The 19,099-nt window shown below is 65.1% G+C and carries 17 protein-coding genes and 2 tRNA genes; 9 read left to right on the top strand and 10 right to left on the bottom strand.

Annotated elements, in window-relative coordinates:
* From AB1384_07155 to AB1384_07145, 3 genes are all read left to right on the top strand, one after another.
* Positions 1-604 (top strand): RnfABCDGE type electron transport complex subunit D (locus AB1384_07155; GenBank protein ID MEW6554046.1); only part of this gene is annotated, 604 nt, incomplete at its 5' end.
* A gap of 600 nt (positions 605-1,204) precedes the next feature.
* A complete protein-coding gene (locus AB1384_07150) occupies positions 1,205-3,682 on the top strand; it encodes an HAD-IC family P-type ATPase (GenBank protein ID MEW6554045.1) in 2,478 nt (825 codons plus the stop codon).
* Between the two features lie 84 nt (positions 3,683-3,766).
* Positions 3,767-4,876 carry an FAD:protein FMN transferase gene (locus tag AB1384_07145; GenBank protein MEW6554044.1) on the top strand — a complete coding sequence of 370 codons (1,110 nt, stop codon included), beginning with the start codon at positions 3,767-3,769 and terminating at the stop codon, positions 4,874-4,876.
* 15 nt (positions 4,877-4,891) lie between these two features.
* On the opposite strand, the gene AB1384_07140 is transcribed toward AB1384_07145, so the two are convergent.
* From AB1384_07140 to AB1384_07100, 9 genes are all read right to left on the bottom strand, one after another.
* Entirely contained in the window at positions 4,892-5,815 is a 924-nt protein-coding gene (locus AB1384_07140) for a selenium metabolism-associated LysR family transcriptional regulator (protein ID MEW6554043.1), read from the bottom strand.
* 40 nt (positions 5,816-5,855) lie between these two features.
* Positions 5,856-5,951, bottom strand: a tRNA-Sec gene (locus tag AB1384_07135).
* A 193-nt stretch (positions 5,952-6,144) separates the two neighbouring features.
* On the bottom strand, positions 6,145-8,052 hold the full coding sequence (gene selB / locus AB1384_07130) for a selenocysteine-specific translation elongation factor (GenBank protein ID MEW6554042.1): 1,908 nt from the start codon (positions 8,050-8,052) through the stop codon (positions 6,145-6,147).
* A gap of 40 nt (positions 8,053-8,092) precedes the next feature.
* Complete coding sequence (selA, locus tag AB1384_07125) at positions 8,093-9,559, bottom strand: L-seryl-tRNA(Sec) selenium transferase (protein ID MEW6554041.1); 1,467 nt, start codon at positions 9,557-9,559, stop codon at positions 8,093-8,095.
* A gap of 138 nt (positions 9,560-9,697) precedes the next feature.
* A complete protein-coding gene (gene yedF, locus AB1384_07120; protein ID MEW6554040.1) occupies positions 9,698-10,291 on the bottom strand; it encodes a sulfurtransferase-like selenium metabolism protein YedF in 594 nt (197 codons plus the stop codon).
* A gap of 74 nt (positions 10,292-10,365) precedes the next feature.
* On the bottom strand, positions 10,366-11,409 hold the full coding sequence (gene selD, locus AB1384_07115) for a selenide, water dikinase SelD (GenBank protein ID MEW6554039.1): 1,044 nt from the start codon (positions 11,407-11,409) through the stop codon (positions 10,366-10,368).
* 163 nt (positions 11,410-11,572) lie between these two features.
* Positions 11,573-12,184 carry a flavodoxin family protein gene (locus AB1384_07110; GenBank protein ID MEW6554038.1) on the bottom strand — a complete coding sequence of 204 codons (612 nt, stop codon included), beginning with the start codon at positions 12,182-12,184 and terminating at the stop codon, positions 11,573-11,575.
* A 77-nt stretch (positions 12,185-12,261) separates the two neighbouring features.
* Positions 12,262-13,413: a CaiB/BaiF CoA-transferase family protein gene (locus AB1384_07105; protein MEW6554037.1), complete on the bottom strand. Its 1,152-nt coding sequence runs from the start codon at positions 13,411-13,413 to the stop codon at positions 12,262-12,264.
* 200 nt (positions 13,414-13,613) lie between these two features.
* Positions 13,614-13,691 (bottom strand) — tRNA-Pro (locus AB1384_07100).
* Between the two features lie 229 nt (positions 13,692-13,920).
* On the opposite strand from AB1384_07100, the gene AB1384_07095 reads away from it, so the two are divergent.
* The 6 genes from AB1384_07095 (at position 13,921) to AB1384_07070 (ending at position 18,667) form a co-directional block, all read left to right on the top strand.
* A complete protein-coding gene (locus tag AB1384_07095; protein MEW6554036.1) occupies positions 13,921-14,718 on the top strand; it encodes an NUDIX hydrolase in 798 nt (265 codons plus the stop codon).
* A gap of 336 nt (positions 14,719-15,054) precedes the next feature.
* Complete coding sequence (locus AB1384_07090) at positions 15,055-15,858, top strand: 4Fe-4S binding protein (protein ID MEW6554035.1); 804 nt, start codon at positions 15,055-15,057, stop codon at positions 15,856-15,858.
* A gap of 35 nt (positions 15,859-15,893) precedes the next feature.
* The gene (locus AB1384_07085) at positions 15,894-16,388 is read left to right on the top strand and encodes a hypothetical protein (GenBank protein ID MEW6554034.1); all 495 of its coding nucleotides are present in this window, start codon (positions 15,894-15,896) and stop codon (positions 16,386-16,388) included.
* 10 nt (positions 16,389-16,398) lie between these two features.
* Complete coding sequence (locus AB1384_07080; protein ID MEW6554033.1) at positions 16,399-17,502, top strand: pyridoxal-phosphate dependent enzyme; 1,104 nt, start codon at positions 16,399-16,401, stop codon at positions 17,500-17,502.
* Between the two features lie 46 nt (positions 17,503-17,548).
* The gene (locus AB1384_07075; protein MEW6554032.1) at positions 17,549-18,238 is read left to right on the top strand and encodes a DUF2085 domain-containing protein; all 690 of its coding nucleotides are present in this window, start codon (positions 17,549-17,551) and stop codon (positions 18,236-18,238) included.
* Positions 18,239-18,382: 144 nt separating this feature from the next.
* Positions 18,383-18,667: a hypothetical protein gene (locus AB1384_07070; GenBank protein MEW6554031.1), complete on the top strand. Its 285-nt coding sequence runs from the start codon at positions 18,383-18,385 to the stop codon at positions 18,665-18,667.
* Here AB1384_07070 and AB1384_07065 read toward each other — a convergent pair.
* A complete protein-coding gene (locus tag AB1384_07065) occupies positions 18,664-19,083 on the bottom strand; it encodes a hypothetical protein (GenBank protein MEW6554030.1) in 420 nt (139 codons plus the stop codon). The genes AB1384_07070 and AB1384_07065 overlap by 4 nt on opposite strands.
* Positions 19,084-19,099 lie beyond the last annotated feature (16 nt).

Genomic DNA, 19,099 nt, shown 5'->3' with positions numbered 1-19,099 from the left:
CGGCCTGGGGCGCAATATCTTCAACCCGGCGCTCTTCGGCTACGTGTTCATCATCACCGTCTCGGGCCTGCTGGCCAGCTGGACCGGCAACCTGGGCATGCTCGCGGGAGGGTTCGACGGCGTCATGGCCGCCACCCCCCTGGCCTACATCAAGCCGGGCCTGGAGAGCCTCGGTCCCAGTTATGGCGCCCTGCTCTTCGCCAACTACGGCGGTGCCCTGTGCGAGGTCGGCGCGTTCTGGATCCTGCTGGGCGGCGCCTACCTCATCTACCGCAAGGTCATCAGCTGGGTGATCCCGGTGACCATCCTGGCCACCGTGCTCATCCTCGCCTACATCGTGGGCTCGGACGGGCTCTACCAGATCCTGGCCGGCGGCGTCATGCTCGGCGCCTTCTTCATGGCCACGGACTGGGTGACCAGCCCCATGTACACCTGGGGGCAGGTGGTCTTCGGATTGATGATCGGGGTGCTAATCGTGCTCATCCGGGTCTACGGCGCGCCCACCGGCGCCGTGGCCTACTCCATCATCATCGCCAACTGCTTCGTGCCCGTATGGGACAAGGTGTTCAAGCCGAAGCGGTTCGGCGAGGTGGCCGCAGCCTGACGGCAAGAGAAGCAAAAAGGGCCGGGCTTCCCGGCCCTTTTTCTTGGGGTAAGTCACCCATGTCGCGCGGCCGCGACACCACCGAGGACGAAAATGCTGGTCGCTATTTTCAGGGCAGGTCTTGGGTTTTAGATACCGCGTTATGTTGCTTGTTCGCACCAGCGGTGTTACAGCGCGAGATAAGACCTGGCACCGTGCTCTCTAATAAACATCAGCCTTGGAATAAGCACAGGTCTAAGGCTGCAGGTATGGACGAGCATCGCGACGCAGGTCCGAGTTGAAGGCAGCTGGCGCCAGTAAAAATGCTGGCCCACAGCGCTACGCGTCGCCGGCCGCCTTTGCTGGACAGGGGTCAGTCACCCATGTCGCGCGGCCGCGACACCACCGAGGACGAAAATGCTAGTCGCTATTTTCAGGGCAGCCGTGGCTTTTCTCGCCTGCGGCTCTGAACGCAACGCTGATCCGCCAGGTGAGTGATAGATCGGGGCGGGGTACGCAGACCTGCGGGTTATGGATCGGGTCGCAGGTGGTAAGTATCAGGACTTGATGTAAGAATAGACCGTAGCAAGGCGGGCAGGATCCGGTTTAGGGTGCGAGCGCATGATTGATAACGGGCGGGATAGCTCCAGGGAAGCCGAGGGTGTGCCGCAGCAGCCCGTTTCGCGGCCGAACGATAGCGGCTATGGCGAGCGGGGCCTCAGCGAAGCCGAGGTCATGGAAAGGGTCGCCCAGGGAAAGACCAATAAGGTGGCGGACAAGTCCAGCCGCTCCCTGTCCTCCATCATCAGGGCCAACGTCTTCAACCGCTTCAACGCCATCCTGGGCACCCTGGCGATACTGGTTGTCATCATCGGCCCCATCAGGGACGCCCTCTTCGCGGGGGTGCTCATCTTCAACACCCTTATCGGCGTGTTCCAGGAACTGCGCGCCAAGCGCACCCTGGACCGGCTCTCGCTCTTGAGCGCTCCCAGGGCTACGGTCGTCCGGGATGGGATCCAGGTCGGGATCACCCGCGACGAGGTGGTGCTGGACGACCTGCTGGTGCTGACGGCCGGCGACCAGGTCCTGGTGGACGGCGAGGTGCTCGAGTCCGAGGGGATGGAGGTGGACGAGTCCCTGCTCACCGGGGAGTCGGTCCCCATCCATAAACAGCCCGGTGACGGGATACTCTCGGGGAGCTTCGTCTCAGCGGGGTCCGGCCGGGCCAGGGCGACGGCGGTAGGCGAGGACGCCTACGCACAGAAGCTCGCCTCGGAGGCCAGGCGTTATGCGCTGGTCAGATCCGACCTGCGCGATGCCATCAACACCATCCTGCGCTATATAACCTACGTGATGGTACCGGTGGCCGTACTGCTCGTGATCAGCCAGCTCATGGCGGACAACACCTTTGACGATGCCATCCTGGCTTCGGTGGCGGGCCTGGTCGGCATGGTGCCGGAAGGGCTGGTCCTCCTCACCAGCCTGGTGTTCGCGGTGAGCGCCGTAGCCCTGGCGCGCCGCAACGTGCTGGTGCAGGAGCTCCCGGCGGTGGAGGGGCTGGCCCGCGTCGACGTCATCTGCCTGGACAAAACGGGCACGCTCACGGAAGGGACGCCCCAGTTCGGGCGCATCGAACCGCTGGAGAAAGGAACTGACCTTGACGAGGTGCTTGGGGCTTTCGCCGCCGCCTCGCCATCCGAGAACTCGACCATGCTGGCTATCTCCACCGCCTATCCCTCCTCGCCGGACTGGAGGGTAGAGGCCACCGTGCCTTTTTCCTCCGCCCGTAAGTGGAGCGCGGCCTCATTCGAAGGTCACGGTTCATGGGTGCTGGGCGCGCCGGAGGTGCTGCTGCGGGGGGGTGCGGATGGCGGGCTGCGCGAGAAAGCCGGTTCACTGGCGCGCTCCGGTCTCAGGGTGCTGCTCTTGACGCGCGCGGAAAAGCCGGTGGCGGAGGAAGAACTGCCGCCGCGCCTGGAACCGGCCGCCCTCCTGATCATCGAGGAGAAGATACGCCCCGACGCGGCCAAGACCCTGGAGTATTTCATGGACCAGGGGGTCGGGGTGAGGATCATCTCGGGAGACAACCCGAGCACGGTGGGCTCGGTGGCGGAGCGTGTGGGCGTGCCGGGGGCGGATGAGCCGGTGGACGCGCGCAAGCTCCCCACCGACCCCGAAGACCTCTCCGAGGTGATGCACGAGAGCACGGTCTTCGGCCGCGTGGTGCCGGAACAGAAGCGGATGATGGTGCACGCCCTGCAGTCGGACGGCCACGTGGTGGCCATGACCGGGGACGGCGTCAACGACACCCTGGCCCTCAAGGATGCGGACATGGGCATCGCCATGGGCTCCGGCGCCCCCTCGACCAAGTCCGTAGCCCAGCTGGTGCTCCTGGACGGCAGGTTCTCCACCCTGCCGCGGGTGGTGGCGGAGGGGCGGCGGGTGATGGCCAACATGGAGAGGGTGGCCAACCTCTTCCTGACCAAGACCGTATATGCCGCCCTCCTGGCGGTGGGCATCGCCATCGCCGCCTGGCCCTACCCGTTCCTGCCCCGTCACATATCCCTGGTGGGCTCGCTCACCATAGGCATCCCCGCCTTCGTGCTCTCCTTCGCTCCGAGCAAGAAGAGGTACCGTCCCGGTCTGTTGCGGCGGGTACTGTACTTCGCCGTACCGGCCGGCTTTATCGCGGCCGCGGGCACTTTCACCGCCAACGCCATGGCCAGGGCTCACGGGGCCAGCCTGGAGGAATCGCGCACGGTTGCGGTGATCGTGCTGACCATCGTGGGGCTGGCGGTGCTCGCCTACCTCTCACGACCCCTCATGTCCTGGCGCGGCGCCCTGGTCGCGGTGATGGCGGGATCTTTCGTGGGCGTCCTGCTCATACCGTGGTTCCGCGACTTCTTCATGCTGGACCTGCCCAGCTTGATCATCATGCTGCAGTCGCTGGCCATCGCGGCCCTGTTCACGCTGCTCCTGGAGCTGTCCATGCGCTACATGGAACGCTACATCCACCAGGGCGAGGAAGCCCCCCCGGCGGTGGAGGAACTGGGTGACGTGGAGCTGCCAGCCGGGGTCCCCAGCGGCGACGAGGATTGAGCACACCCGCGGTTGCGCGGCAGACTGCTTCGAGACCGGAAACCCTTTACCCTGCGCCCGGGCGCAGGTGCTATACTACCTTGCGTGAGTAAACCTAACGCAAACTGCGAAGTGAGTATCGGGAGGAAGAACCGGCGCGACACCCTGCTGGTCATCCTCGCGGCCCTGGCCCTGGCGGGGCTGGCCGTGCTCCTGATGATCTGGCTGAACCCGGGATATTCCAAGGAGCCCTTCCGGCGCCAGGAATACGTGCTTGACGACGTGGTGACCATTTCCGCCTACGGCAAGAACCAGTCGCAGGTCGAGGGCGCGGTGGACGCCGCCTTCCAGGAGATCTACCACGTGCAGGACATCGCCGACCGCTATGACCCGGAGAGCGAGATCGCGAGGGTCAACGCGGCGGCGGCGGCGGGGCCAGTGGCCGTATCCGACGACCTCTGGGAGATGATAACCACGGCCATGGAGATCTACCGGGACAGCGGGGGCGTATTCGATATCACCGTGGCTCCGCTGGTGGACGTGTGGGACGTCGTCGGGCGCGGAGAGCGGGGCGGGGCGCCGCCGGCGCAGGCGGAGATAGACAAAGCCATGGAGCTGGTGGGCGCGGACATGCTGGTCCTGGACGAGGCGTCGCAGAGCGTCTTCTTCTCCCGCCCTGGCATGGGCATCGACCTGGGGGGTATCGCCAAGGGATACGCCCTGGACAGGGCGGAAGCGGCCCTGACGGCACGCGGCGTCGCCTCCGGGATCATCGACATGATCAGCACCAGTATGACCGTGGGGGAGAAGCCGGAGGCGGCGGACGGGCCTGACTGGACCATCGCGGTCTCAAACCCGCGCGCGGAGGGCTTCCTGGCGACCTTCTCCATCCCGGGCCAGACCTATATCAGCACCTCCGGCGATAACCAGCGCTATTTCGAGTACGAGGGCGTCCGCTACCACCATATCCTCGACCCCCGCACGGGTTATCCGGCATCGGGCATGATCGCGGTCACCACGGTCGGCGGCAGGAGCGGCGCCTGGTCCGACGCCATGTCCACGGCCACTTTTATCCTGGGTTACCCGGACGGGTTGGAGTGGCTGCGGGAAGCGGGGGCAACGGGAGCCTTGGCCGTCGACAGATCCGGCACCGTTCATATGACCCCAGGCCTCAGCGGCATGGTCACGAGCAGCGAGGAGAGGGTGGCTCCCTGAGCGTTTGCCGCGGGGTCAGGGGGAGAGGGACTCCAGCCTGCGTTCCATTTCAGGCCGCTCCATCTCCAGTTCCTCCAGGAGAGCGGCGGTGGCGGTGGAAAGGGGCCGCCGCCGCAGCAGCACGTAGTAGAACTCGCGCCGGGGCTCCGGCGCCTTGAACCTGAGGGCGGAAACAATCCCCTGCCCGATATAGGCGCTAGCCGCCCACAGTGAGACCACCGAGATGCCCTCCCCGGCTGCTACGGCCTGGATCACGGCCATGGTGCTGCCCAGGACCATGGCGCTCCCGGGGCACTTATCCAGCCCGAGGTCCGTGAGGATCTTCAGCATGTGGGAGCGGGTCCCGGAACCCTCCTCGCGGTAGAGCAGGGGCTCTCCCTCCAGGTCAGCCGGTCCGAGGTCGCGGCGGCGCGCCAGTGGGTGACCGGGGGGGGCGATGAAGACAAGGCGGTCATGGCACAGCTGCCCGTAGCGCAGCCTCTCGTCCTCCTCGTACAGGCCGACACATCCCAGGTCCACCTCGCCGGCCCGCACCTTATCCAGGACCCGGGACGAGTCCGAGATGTCCAGGCGGGGGTCGACCAGGGGGTGGCGCTCGCGGAAGCGGGCGAGGATGAGAGGCATGATATATTCGCCGGGGATGGTGCTGGCGGAGATGGCGATGGGCCCGCCGACCTCTGCGCGCCGTCCCTCCATCTCCCGTCTCAGCTTCTCCTCAGTCTCAAGTATGTCCCGGGCATACCCGAGGAAGGCCCTTCCCGCCTCGGTGAGGCGGCTGCGGCCGGTGGAGCGGTCGATGAGGGTGTTGCCGAACTCCTTCTCCAGGGTGCGTATCTGGGAACTCACGGCAGGTTGGGTCAGCCCCAGGTTGCGGGCGGCGGTGGAGAAGCTGCCTGTGCTCGCCACCTCCACGAAGATGAGAAGGCTCTTGGTATTCATCTTCCAACCATTATATAAGATATTCTTATGGGGTAAAAAATGGCGGAGATGCGTAAGAATCGAACTTACCCGGCGCCCGTTACGACACCGCACCGGTTTTGAAGACCGGGCCGCCCACCAGGACGAATGCACCTCCATTGGATATTATAACCGAGGCACAGCTTACAGGTAACGAAATATCAACCCGGTTCTATGGTTGCATCGCGAATGCGATGGTGACGCCCGGAGGGCGGCGCGACGGTGCCCTCCGCCATGACGCTTCCGAGGGTCAAGGCCTGGCACGTGTACGTTCGTGTAAGCAGAAAGGGATGCCTGGTTATAACCCATCCTCAATACGGGACGCGATAGTCGCCGTCGCGCCGCGTGACCCGCTTGCGGTCCAGGTGCTCCAGCAGCGGGATGGCGTATTTGCGGCTGGCCCCCAGCATCTCCCTCACCTCCGCCACCCCCAGCCTGCCGTGGGTCTCAATGTGTGCGCGTATGCGTTCCTCCGCCTCCGCCAGCCTGCCCGCGGCTAGGAAATAGTCCGGGTTGACCTGTTCGATCTCACCCTCTTCCAGGAGGATACCCAGCAGGTCGCGGAGCCTGCTTTTTTCCAGGCCGGAGGTATCGGCCATCTCCTTGAACAGGGGAGGGGCAAAGCCGCCCTCCCGGATGGCCCGCAGCAGCTCGTCCCTTGTCCGGCTGTCCTGTTCGGAAAGGGACCTCCCCTCGCCCGCGACCCGCACCCGTCCCGCCTCCACCTCCAGCTCGCCGGCGGAGACCGCGCTGCGCAGCAACGCCTCGAAGACATCCGGCGCCAGCCCCACATCCATGCGCTGGCGCAGGGCTTCCTTCTCTATGCCCGCCTTGAGCGGGTTGGCCTCGTGCATCTCCCGGGTGAGGGAAGCCATGCGCTCGCGCAGGGAGGCCAGCAGGGCGGGGGTCGCGTACAGGGTATCGCCTTCTCTGGCCACCTCGACCAGCTCTCCGGCCGAGAGCAGCGCGGACAGGGCGGAGGAGAACTCCCCCTCCCTGATCTCCGTCCCCGAGAGCAGCTCGCGCCGGGAGAGGGGCAGCCCCTTCTCCTCGACCACCAGTAGCAGCAGGTCCCTGGGCTCGCCCGCCTCGCGCCTGGCCAGGGTGGCCAGGACCGCCGACTGGTGGTGGCGGTGCTTCCTGGGATGGGAATCGAGGATGCGCCCGCCGCCGATGGTGGTGATGGGGGAGTAGGAGCGCAGGATATAACGGTCGCCGTAGAGGGCGATCACCGGTCTCTCCAGGCGGAACTGCACATAGGCGCTCTCGCCTGGGGACAGTTCCTCGCGGCCGCCCAGGAGGACCACCCGCGCCATCACCTCCCTGGTGCCGTGGTGGAAACGCACCCGCGTGCGGTTCCTCAGGGGGCGTGGCGCGCCCTCGATGTGGTGCAGCAGGCCGTCGGCCATGTAGGTGGAGCGGAGGTATCCGGTGGTGCCGATGACATCGCCGCGCTCGATCTCCTCGATGGAGATGCCTGGAAGGTTGAGGGCCACCCTCTGGCCGGCGTAGGCGCGCTCGACGTCCTCGCCGTGGACCTGGATGTTGCGCACCCTGACTTTCCTGCCGGAGGGCTGGATGACCGCCTCGTCGCCGTCAGCCACGCTGCCCTCCCACATGGTGCCGGTGATCACCGTCCCGATGCCCTTGAGGGTGAAGACGCGGTCCACGGGAAGCCTGAAGGGCCCTCCGGACTCGCGCCGCCTCACCTTGTCCGCGGCCCGGAGGATGGCCTCCCGCAGTCCGTCCATGCCCTGGCCGGTGCGGCTGGAGGTCACCACCACCTCGGCCCCCTCCAGCACCGTGCCCGCGACCGCCCCGGCGATGTCCTCCTTCACCAGCTCCAGCATGTCCTCGTCGGCGAGGTCGGCCTTGGTGATGACCACGACCCCTTCCTCGACGCCCAGCAGGTCGACGATGGCCAGGTGCTCGGTGGTCTGGGGCATCACCCCGTCATCCGCGGCCACCACCAGCAGCACCAGGTCGAACCCGGTGGCTCCCGCGAGCATGTTCTTCACGAAATGCTCGTGGCCGGGAACGTCCACCACGCCAGCCGTGACCCCGCCCGGCAGCTCGATATCGGCGAAGCCCAGTTCGATGGATATGCCGCGCTCCTTCTCCTCCTTGAGGCGGTCGGTGTCGGTGCCGGTGAGTGCCTTGACCAGCTCGGTCTTTCCGTGGTCAATGTGTCCGGCGGTGCCGATGATGAAGTTTTTCATGGTATCTCTCCGCAGCCGGTCCAGCTGGTGGACGGGGACCCTATTCCTCTTTCACGCCGGCGTCCATGCCGGAAACGTACTTGAACGCCTCCGCCACCAGGGAGGTCTCGTCGTCGGCGATGGTGCGCACGTCAAGGATGACGCGGTCCTCGCGGATGCGGCAGATGACCGGGGTCTTCGCCTCCCGCAGCCCCGCCTCGATCTGGTTGGCGCTGTAGGTGTCGGAGGTGACCGCCACGGTCCAGGTGGGCAGGTCTTCCATGGGCAGGGCACCACCCCCGGCGCGCGATACGTCCTCGACCACGTCCGTCTCGAAATCGCCCTCCGCCGCTATCCTCCTGGCCAGCGACCGCGCCCGTTTACGCATGCCCTCCGGATCGGCGGTGAGCATGGCCAGGGTGGGGATCTCGCTGAGGGCACGCTCCGGGTCGAGGTAGAGGCGCAGGGTCGCCTCCAGTGCCGCGATGCTCAGCTTGTCCAGCCGCAACGCCCGGGCCAGGGGGTGTCTGGCCAGGGACTCCACCAGGTCGCCCCGGCCCAGGATGACGCCGCCCTGGGGACCGCCCAGGAGCTTGTCCCCGCTGAAACAGACGAGGTCCGCGCCCTCCTCGAGGGAGCGCATGATGGTGGGCTCGCGGGCGAGTCCGTAGGGCGAGAGGTCGATATAGACCCCGCTGCCCAGGTCGTCCAGGAGCACCAGCTCGTATTCGCGTGCCAGGCTGGCCAGTTCCGCGATGTCCGCCTCGGAGGTGAAGCCCATGATGCGGTAGTTGCTGGGATGGGCGCGCATGATCATGGCCGTCTCGCTAGTTATGGCCCGGCGGTAGTCCTCGAGGTAGGTCTTGTTGGTAGTGCCCACCTCAACCAGGCGGGCGCCGCTCTGGGACATGACGTCGGGCAGCCTGAAGGACCCGCCGATCTCGATGAGCTGCCCCCGGCTGACTATTACTTCCCTGCCGGCGGCGCAGGCGGTGAGGGCCAGCAGCACCGCGGCGGCGTTGTTGTTCACCACCAGGGCCGACTCCGCGCCGGTGAGTTCGCACAGCAGCTTCCTCAAGTGGACCTGCCGTGAACCTCTCCTGCCGTCCTCGAGGTCGAACTCCAGGTTGCTGTAGTGCGCCCCCACCTCGGCTATGGCCTCGAGGGCGCCCTCGCTGAGCAGGGAACGCCCCAGGTTGGTATGGACCACCACGCCGGTGGCGTTGACCACCCTGCGCAGGCTCTGCTGCATGCGCTCCTCGACCTCCTTTTCCACCAGCGTCACCAACTCCTCGGTGCCGGTCTTTATCTTCTCCAGGGACATCTCGTCCCGGGCGGCGAGGATGGCCTCGCGCACGCCTTCCAGCACCACCCGCGAGGCCTCGGTCACCAGTTCTCGCGGCACGCCCCCGCCCAGCCTGCGGCTGCGGTAGACGGCCTGGATGAGGTCGTTCACCGAGGACAGGCTCCGCAGGTAGTCTCTCTTTTCCATCCTTATAGTGTAATCGCTCGCGTTGATGCTTGCCATAAACCATCTGTCGATGCGTACCCGTGCCAGGCCAGGCCTGGCTTAGCCAAGGACTGGCACTGGACACCGTCGCGCCGAAGACGGCGCTGTCGCCTACGCGATGCAGTCAGTCCTGCGTTGCACGAAAGATCGAGCAAGTTAGATGGTGATGGAGTTGGAGGCCGAGAGCATGGTGTCCAGGATGTCGTACATGTTGCTTACCGTACCCGCCGCAAGCCTGTCCTTGAGACAGAAATAGTCCAGGCAGGTGCCGCAGACCAGAACCTCCACCCCCAGGTTTTCGAGATTGCACAGCGCCTGGGCGGTGTCGGTCCCCTCCACGGCCAGGTTCACGCCATGGTTGAAAAGGACCATCCTCCAGGGGAGTCGCTCGCTCTCCGCCAGGGTATTGAGGAAGGCTTTGATGAGTATGCTGCCCAGTTCCTGGTCGCCGCGCCCCATGATATCCGAGGTGAGGGCGATCACCTTGCGCCCCCCCTCGTCCGCGCCCGCCGCCGCGGTCCCGTCCTTTTCTTCCGGGGCCTGGCCGGTAACGGCGATACGGAAGACGCCCTCCTCCTCCGTTACCTTTACATCGCAGCCCTGTGAGGAAGCGAAGCGGCATACGTTGTCCCTGGCGGTGGGGTTGTCCACCAGCACCTCTATCTCTTTAGCCCCTTCCTTCAGTGCGGCCCTCGTCTTCACCACCGGCGCGGGACAGGCCAGCCCGCGCGCATCCACGACCTCGCTCATGGCTCCTCCTCGTTCCGTTCCCCGGACCTCTCATCTCCCGTGGCGTCCGGAACCCCGCTCCGCGTTCTTTTCCATCAGGTGAGGACGCGGACCGGGGGGCCGTCCGAATGTACGAACTCCCCGATGGTGGACCAGCCCTCAACGCCGTCCATATGCTCCCGGAATGCCTCCAGCCGCGAGGGCGGAATGGCGATCAGCAGCCCGCCCGAGGTCTGGGGGTCATATATCAGGTCGCGGTCGACCTCGTCCGCTTGCGGCGATATCTCCACCCGATCCGAGAGGAAATCGCGGTTCCTGTGCGCCCCCGCTGGCACCATGCCCATGCCCGCCATCTCGCGCGTGCCCTTGTAAAGGGGAAGGCGGGAAACGAAGATGCAGCATCCCAGACCGTGCTCCGGGAGCATGTCGAGCAGGTGGCCTGCCAGTCCGAAACCGGTCACGTCGGTGCAGGCATGGGCCCCCGCCGCCGCGGCGGCACCGGCGGCCTTCGCGTTGAGGGTGGCCATGCCGCTTATCGCCTCCGCCATCTCCGCCTCGGTGATGAAACCGCCCTTGAGGGCGGTTGACAGTATGCCCGTACCCAGGGGCTTGGTGAGGACGAGCAGGTCGCCCGGTTCGGCCCCCAGGCTGGTCATGATGCGGTCCGGGTGTACCTTCCCCGTTACCGCCAGGCCGTACTTGGGCTCATCGTCGTCGACGGTGTGGCCTCCCAGCAGGACGGCGCCCGCTTCCCGGATCTTGGATAGCCCTCCCTCCAGTATCCTTGCCAGCACCTCCATCCCCAAGGAACAGGGAAAACAGACGATGTTCATGGCCGAGAGGGGTGTGCCTCCCATGGCGTAGATGTCGCTGATGGCGTTTGCCGCCGCGATCTGCCCGAAGAGGTAGGGGTCGTCAACGACGGGGGTGAAGAAGTCCAGTGTGTGCACCAGGGCATTCTCCCCGTCCAGCATGAACACGGCGGCATCGTCGGGGGTGTCCAGGCCCACGAGGATCTCCTGGCGCGCATCACCCGGAGGCAGCAGGCGCAGCACTTTCTCAAGGTCCTCCGGACCCACCTTGGCCGCTCACCCCGATTTTGTGGAGAGCAGGGTCAGCCTGATCGACTCCGGCATCATAAATCCTCCTAATAGTAACTATAGTAACTAATTATATATTGGGGGCGGCCCATGATGCCATGATGGGCCGCTTATGGGGCCGCATCTTCGATCTTCAATCCCCGCGAAGCGTATATATGGGAAGAAACGTCCAGTTGGTGACGGAAGATCCAGTATACGGCCCCTAGTCCACGGGTTCGCCCATGCTGCGGGAGATCTCCATCACCAGGTGTTCCCCGGCCGTATAGGCGTTACGCAGCGCCGTAGGATGGTTCTTGATGGCACCCTTCTGCTCGATGCGGAAGAAGAGCAGCCGCTCGTAGTACTTGATGTCCAGGAGGTCATAGAAGATGTCCATTACCTTGAGGGCCCCGTCGAAGGCGCGGGGGTCGTCGGCCCCGGCGGTGGAGAGGAAGAGCCCTCGCCTGGCGTGCCTGGTCTCGGGGTCGGTGATGCCCTCCCCCAACTTCTCTTTGCGGATCCACAGGCACTGGAAGCGGTCGATGAGTGCCTTGGTCTGGGAGTTGAGGGAATTGAAGTAGATGGGGGCGGCCATGATGATGCCGTGGGCCTGGGTGGCGAGGCTGTAGATCTTGTCCATGGTGTCGTCGATGGTGCATTCGCCGGTCTTGTTACAGTCCCCGCAGCCCTGGCAGGGGTAGATGTCCCGGTTGCAGAGGATGATCTTGTTGATGGTGGCTCCGGCCTCCCTGGCACCAGCCAGAGCCTCGTCCAGCAGCAAGGACGTATTTCCGTTCAGGCGCGGGCTTCCCGCGATCCCCAAGATCTTAACCATGGGCGCTTTCCCCCAAGCAAGCAAAATAACGACCGATTTGGGCGTATTTTATCCGATGGACGGATTATCCGCAATTCCTAGGCCACGGCGCCCGCTTCTTTTAAATCCGCTACCTGTTCGGTATCGTAGCCCGCTTCCGCCAGGAGGATTTCGGTGTGTTCCCCGAGGCGCGGCGGCGGCATCTCGAAGCGGGGCGGGGTGGCGGAGAGCTTATACGGGCTGCCCAGCTGTTTGACCACGTTTTCATGGTCTCTTATCTCCACGACCATGTCGCGGTGGCGGACCTGGGGGTCTTCGAGGGCTTCCTTGACCGTCGCCAGTGGCGCACAGGGGACATCGTTCTCCGTGAGGACCTGCAGCCATTCCGCGAGGGGACGCTGGCGGAGGGCCTCCCGCAGCCTGGGAAGGAGTTCTCTGGCCTGCATCAGTCGCTCCACCGTAAGCATGTCCTTTACATCCTCCATGCCCGTGGCGGCACATAGCCCCTTCCAGAACCAGTCCTCGTGGACGATGCCCAGGGCCAGGTCTTTTCCGTCCGAGGTCTCGAAAATACCGTAATGCGGCAGCATATGGATGAGGTTACCGGGAGGGTCCTCACCGGTCTCCAGGTAGGGCCCGATGCTGTTGTGGAGGAGCGCGACCACGCAGTCCAGCATGGAGATGTCAACGAACTGGCCCTCCCCGGTCCTCTCCCGTGCCAGCAGGGCGGCCTGGATGCCGATGACCGAGTTCAGGGCGGAGGTTATGTCCGCGACTTCGAAGCCCGGGACGACGGGGCTGCCGCCGGAATCCCTGGTGAGGCCGAGCACGCCGCCCAGTCCCATGTAGTTGATGTCGTGGCCGGGACGGTCGCGGTAAGGCCCGTCCTGCCCGAAACCGCTGATGGAGCAGTAGATGATGCGCGGGTTGTCCGCCCTGAGGGTCTCGTAGTCCACCCCCAGGCGGGCGGTGGTGCCGGGCCGGAAACCTTCAACCACCACGTCGGCCGTGCACGCCAGCCTGCGGAAGACCTCCTGGGCCCGCGAGTCCTTGAGGTTGAGGGCGAGGCTTTTCTTGTTGCGGTTTATCTGGTTGAAGAGGAAACGGAAAGCGCGGGCGTGGTCCCCGGTGCCCGGTGGCTCCACCTTGATCACCTCAGCCCCCAGATCGGCCAGGATCATGGTACAGAGGGGTCCCGGATAGAGCATGGTCAGGTCCAGGATGCGGATTCCCTCGAGGGGCGTGGTCATGAAGATTACCTCCTCCTCGTCTCTAGCGATAGTGCCGTCAATGTATTATATGCCAACTTACCTGCGTTAAGGCCATGACAGGGGAGTATCTTCCGGATATCGCCCCGAGGTCAGCAGGTGATAGAGGAAGATGATCGGAAGATACCCGCCCGCGATACGAGGGGAGATCCGGGTCAAGATGTATGCCCGGGTAATGGAAATGGTCGGGGTGAGAGGATTTGAACCTCCGACCTCTGCGTCCCGAACGCAGCGCGCTGACCAAACTGCGCCACACCCCGACCGAATAGAGTAGTCGTCTTCAAGTGGGCATAATCGCCCGTCCAACAGTTCTTTATTATACATACAGCGCCGTGAATGCGCTAAAGACGTCGAGGCGCGGGAGTCGAGCCCGGAGGCCGGCCGGGGCCAGGCGGGGGGGCGAGCCCGGGACCCGTCAGGGGGCGGATGCGGGGGGATGCTAAGATAATGCCGTGGATGGACGTCGAGGGCCTTTGCGATAGAGGGATCATGATGCCCGTAGCTGCCAGAGATGCCGCTTCCATAATGCTGTTGCGCGACGCTCCCGGTACCGGAGGGCTCGAAGTGCTCATGGTGAGGAGGAACGCCGGCAGCGACTTCGCCCCGGACGTGTACGTCTTTCCGGGAGGGATGGTCGAGGAGAGCGACTGCGGGGAGAACGTCGCCGGACTGTGCGAGGGCATGGGGCCGGATCTCGCTCTGTCCATCCTCGCGGACGCGCCCTCCCCGGCCCGGGCTTTGGGTCTCTTCGTCGCGGGCATCCGGGAGACCTTCGAGGAGACCGGCATCCTTCTCGCCCGCGAGAGGACTGGGGAGTTCGTCTCCTGCCGGGGGGAGAGGGCGGCCAGGTTCGCTTATCTGCGCGAGGCGGCAAGGGAAGACCGTATATCCTTCGCGGAGATGGTGGCAGGAGAGAAACTGAAGCTGGCCACCGGCAGCCTCAGATACTTCGCCCACTGGATCACCCCCGAGGTCTCGCCCATCCGTTTCGACACCCGTTTCTTCCTGGCCCCCGCGCCGCCCTGCCAGGAGGCGCTCCACGATGACCTCGAGATAACCGGCCACGTATGGCTCTCCCCCCAGGAAGCCCTGGCCGCCAGCGAGAGCGGCACTTTCCCCATGCTCCCGCCCACCGCCATCAACCTAATGGCGCTGGCGCCGTTTGCCTCGGCCGAGGACGCCTTGAGCTCCTCCACGGGCAAGGAGGTCACCGCCATCCTCCCCAGGCTGAGCTTCGAGGACGGGAAGCTGAAGCTGCTCCTCCCCGACGACCCGGAATACCCCTGACCTGATCGGAGGTCATCGCGCCGGGGATCGCACCCCGAAACCGGCCTCGCCTCCAAGCCGGGCATGCTGCGAAACATGACCCCGGGCTTCCGTCGATCCCAGCGGCTCTTCCATATTCGGATGGCGGACGATGCCGGGGGTCTGAGCTACGGCGTATGGTTACCAGCCCGGGGGTCACGGCCGGAAACCGGAGCATGGGGTCGAATCTTCACTCTTCAATCAGGAGGTCGCCTGACGGAAAACCGAGGAGTGAAGATACGACCCCATTGCCTCGGTTGCACCTAGACGCAATAATGGGGATAGCCTGGGTCAGGCGCCGGATCGCAAGGAGCGATGATGGGCTATCCAAAGCAGGTGGTGAAGGCCTTCCTCTCGCTGTGGCCCTTCACGCACACAGTGAAGAGGCTCAGCGCCTACACTCCCTTCAAGCAGCTCTTCGCCCCCCTGGTAAGGGACGGGATCTTCGACGTCACCTTCATCCCGGTCTTCGAGGATATCCCCTCCTCCGAGAGCACCGCCCTCCCTCGCCAGGTAATCGCCGAGCTCATCAAGGCCTCCTCTCACCGTTTCATCCACAACGGCTGCATCTGCCGCAACCAGGAGGGTTGTGTCAACTACCCCCGGGACCTGGGCTGCATCTTCCTGGGCGAGGCGGCGGCGCGCCTGCACCCGTCGCTGGGGCACCGCGCCAGCGTGGAGGAGTGCCTGGAGCACCTGGACAGGGCCTCGGAGACGGGGCTCACGGGCATGGTCGGACGCATCTGGTTCGACGCCACTACCATGGGAGTGCTGCACGACTTCCGCAATTTCCTGGTGCTCTGTTTCTGCTGCGACTGCTGCTGCCTGGTGCGCGCGGACATCAGGGAGGCCGGTCCGGGCTTCAAGGATGCCATAAAGAAACTCGAGGGAGTGAGGGTAACCGTGAGCGATGGCTGCGTGGGGTGCGGGAACTGCGTAGAGACCTGCTTCGTGGGGGCGACATCCCTCGCGGAAGGCCGGTCGCATATAGATCCCGATCTGTGCAAAGGGTGCGGCCGCTGCGCCGCCGCCTGCCCCAACGGTGCCATCCGGGTGGAGTTCGACTCGGAGGACGTCCTCTACCGCGAGCTGCTCGCACGGGTGCGGACCGCGATCAGGTGATCTTCCTTGACCGGGCCCCCGGCAGCCATTAACGTTTGGATATGATCACTTGTGGTGGATGCGGGCGAAAGATCGAGACCACGGGGATGGACTACGGCATCAAGGTCCTGTGTGAGAACTGCTATCACCTGCAGGTCACCGGACCGCAACCGGAGCACTCGCTCAGCTCCACGGCCCTCAAGCTCGTGTTCTCACTCGGCCTGGCTGCCCTCGCGCTTGCCTGCGCGGCTCTCTGTGTCCTCTATCTCAGCGGCACCGGCGACCTGCCGTGGTTCATCCTCCTCTCGGTGCTCGCCCTCGCCGTGGTTGTCTGCCCCGTCATCGTCCTCTCGAGAAAGCGCAACCTCTCCCTGCTTATGGCCTCCCTCTACCTCCCCCTGGGCCTTTGGGCCTTCGTCTGGCAACTGGCTCCGGGAGTGGGTTGGGAGTATGGCAGGATGACGGCGTACGGCGGCCTGCTCTTCCTCGCCCTGGGCCTGGTGGCCGCTTATACCTACGTGCGGGACCTGCGCGCGCTGCCGCGCCGCTGAGGTGATGAGAGTGGAGAGAGAGATACCCCTGTTCCGCCGCTACCCCCGACTGCGTGATACCCTGCCCTGGGCGTCACTGGGCGAGTGGCCGACAGGGGTGGAACGCATGCGCCGGCTGGAGGAGGCGCACGGCCTGCCCGCCCTCTACGTCAAGCGGGACGATTTAAGCTCATGTCATTACGGCGGCAACAAGGTGCGTAAGCTGGAATTCGTCCTGGCGGATGTGGCGCGCAAGGGCTGCAGCGGCGTGATGACCATGGGCGCGGCGGGTTCCAACCACGTACTGGCGACCACGGTCCACGGCGCAAGGCTGGGCCTCTCCACCACCGCCCTCCTCTTTGACCAGCCATGTGCCGAGTACGTGCGGCGCAACCTGCTCCTGGACTACAAGAACGGGGCGCGCCTGGTGTGGGCACGCTCCGTACCCATGGTCCCGCTGGCCTATGTCAAGGAGAGAGCGGCGTCTCGCGTGCGCGGGGAACGCCTGTACTGGCTCGGCCCGGGGGGTTCCTCTCCCACGGGTTGCCTGGGCTATGTCAACGCCGGCCTGGAGATTGCGGAGCAGGTGGAGGAGGGGATGTTGCCGGAGCCCGACTACGTGGTGACCGCCATGGGGACGCACGGCACCGCCGCCGGGCTTTGGCTGGGGCTGCGCCTGTCGGGCCTGCGTTCGCGCCTCGTGGGTGTGGCGGTGGTGGAGACGGCATACTGCAACGCTTCCCGGTGGGCGCGCCTCGTGAACCGGACCGCGGATCTGCTTGCGCAGCTGGACCCGGGGATCGCGGTCCCCAGGGCACGCCGGTCCGACCTTGTCTATATAGACAGTGAACTCGGGAGGGGATACGCGCACCTTACCCCGGCGGACGTGAGGGCGGTGAGGGAGGCGCGCGAACTGGAAGGGCTGCTCATCGAGGGCACCTACACCGGCAAGGCGCTGGCGGCCACGCTGGAGCTGGGGAAGGCGCTGGGGCGTGGCGAGAGCGTCCTCTTCGTGGACACTTACAACTCCGCGGACCTCTCATCGCAGGTCTCGGGTATCGACTACCATCTCTTGCCCGCGCCTTTTCACCGCTTCTTCGAGCGGCCTTACCGGGCGCTGGAATATGAGATGTAGCACGGGGCGGGATGGCGGTGAACAAGCGGGCCGGCCTGAAAGCGGGATGATCGCGGTGTGGTGGGACAGCCTGCTCTGGGAACTCGGTTTCTCCATCTGCCACCAGCGCCTGGAGCGCATGCTCTTCTTCGCCGGGCGCCCCCTCTTCGTATGTTCGCGCGATACCGGCATGCTCGTCTCCTTCTTCACCCTCATGCTCGTGCTCTCCCTGCTGCGGGGCAGGGACAGGGCGGGGACGCCGCCCTGGCCAGTCCTGGCCGCCGGGGCGGCCGGTATCCTCTTCCTGATTTGGGACGGCCTCACCAGCTACCTGGGCTTCAGGGAGAGCACCAATACCCTGAGGTTCCTGAGCGGTTTCGCGGCCGGCGCGGGGCTTGCCTTTCCGGTGGCGGCGCTGGTGAACGGAGAGGTCTTCGGGGGAGACCGCTCCGAGAAAGTGGGAGCCCGCCCCGGCGACCTGCTGGCGGCGGCAACGGCGGGGGGCGCTGTGCTCGTCCTCTACCTCTGGCGCCCGGGTCCCCTCTACAGGCTGGGACAGCTGTGGCTGCTGGTGTGCCTGCTGGGGACCTTCTGGGTGCTCAACCTACTGCTCGTATACCTCTTCCGCCCCCGCGAAGGAGGGGGGTTGACGCCGGGGAGGGCGCTGCTCGCCGTGGCTTTGATTGCCGTAGAGCTGGCGGGCTCGTATACGCTGCACCGCCTCTTCGCGGGGCACGGCCCCGCGCCGCCGCCATGATCGCGCGGTACGCTCCCCCCTGAAATCGGAACGCCGTGGACGGCCCGCCGGGAGGTGGGAATGGCCGGTCGTTGTGGTATATTTATTCTGAGTCCGAGGGAAGAGCTGTGGCTAAAGCCAGCGATCTAGGTTGGGAGGTCCTGAATGCACGCAAAGAAAGAGAAGATAAGGGTGGAGATCTACACCACCGCTCACCGCATCCTGGCCGATCTGCACATCTTCGCCGGCGCGCGCCTCACTGACATCATGCAGTCAAGGGAGACTTCGTCTTTCTTCGCCCTCACCGACGTGGTCGTATACGATCTCACTGGCGATCAGGAACTGTTCCGGACCGATTTCATAGACGTCAACCGCAGCCATATCGTAATGCTGCGCCCCCTGGAGCCTCAGGCCAAGGAACCCCGGGAAGGGATGCAGCCCACCTTCTAAGGGACGGCGCGCTCGGCGTAGGCGGACGCCTCGGTGTAACGGCAGAGGTAGCCCACGTTCTCGAAGAGATAGGTATTGCGGATCTTCCGTACCGACAGGCTGAGCATGTCCGGCTGTCCGGCCTGGCCCTTGACCACCTTGACGCTGCCCACCAGCCGGACGTCGCGGTCGTCCAACACTTTCTTTACCGCGGCGTTCACCTCCTGCATGTTGCCCCGCTTCTGCTCGTAGGTGAGGACCGCCTCGTCCATGGCGTCATCGGCGGTATTGTGGATGGTCGCGTAGTTCATGATGATGGGGACGAACTGGGTGACGATGATCCCGATGACCACGAAGGCCAGGACCATCTTGAGGACGTAGCTCCAGACCTGCCCGTCCTCATCGTGCAGCCTAGAGATGAATGCGTTCAAGCTCATATCATTATCTCCTTCG

It is taken from the genome of Actinomycetota bacterium, from assembly GCA_040757835.1.
Classification (GTDB): Bacteria; Actinomycetota; Geothermincolia; order Geothermincolales; family RBG-13-55-18; genus SURF-21.
This window is presented reverse-complemented; position numbering and strand designations above follow the sequence as displayed.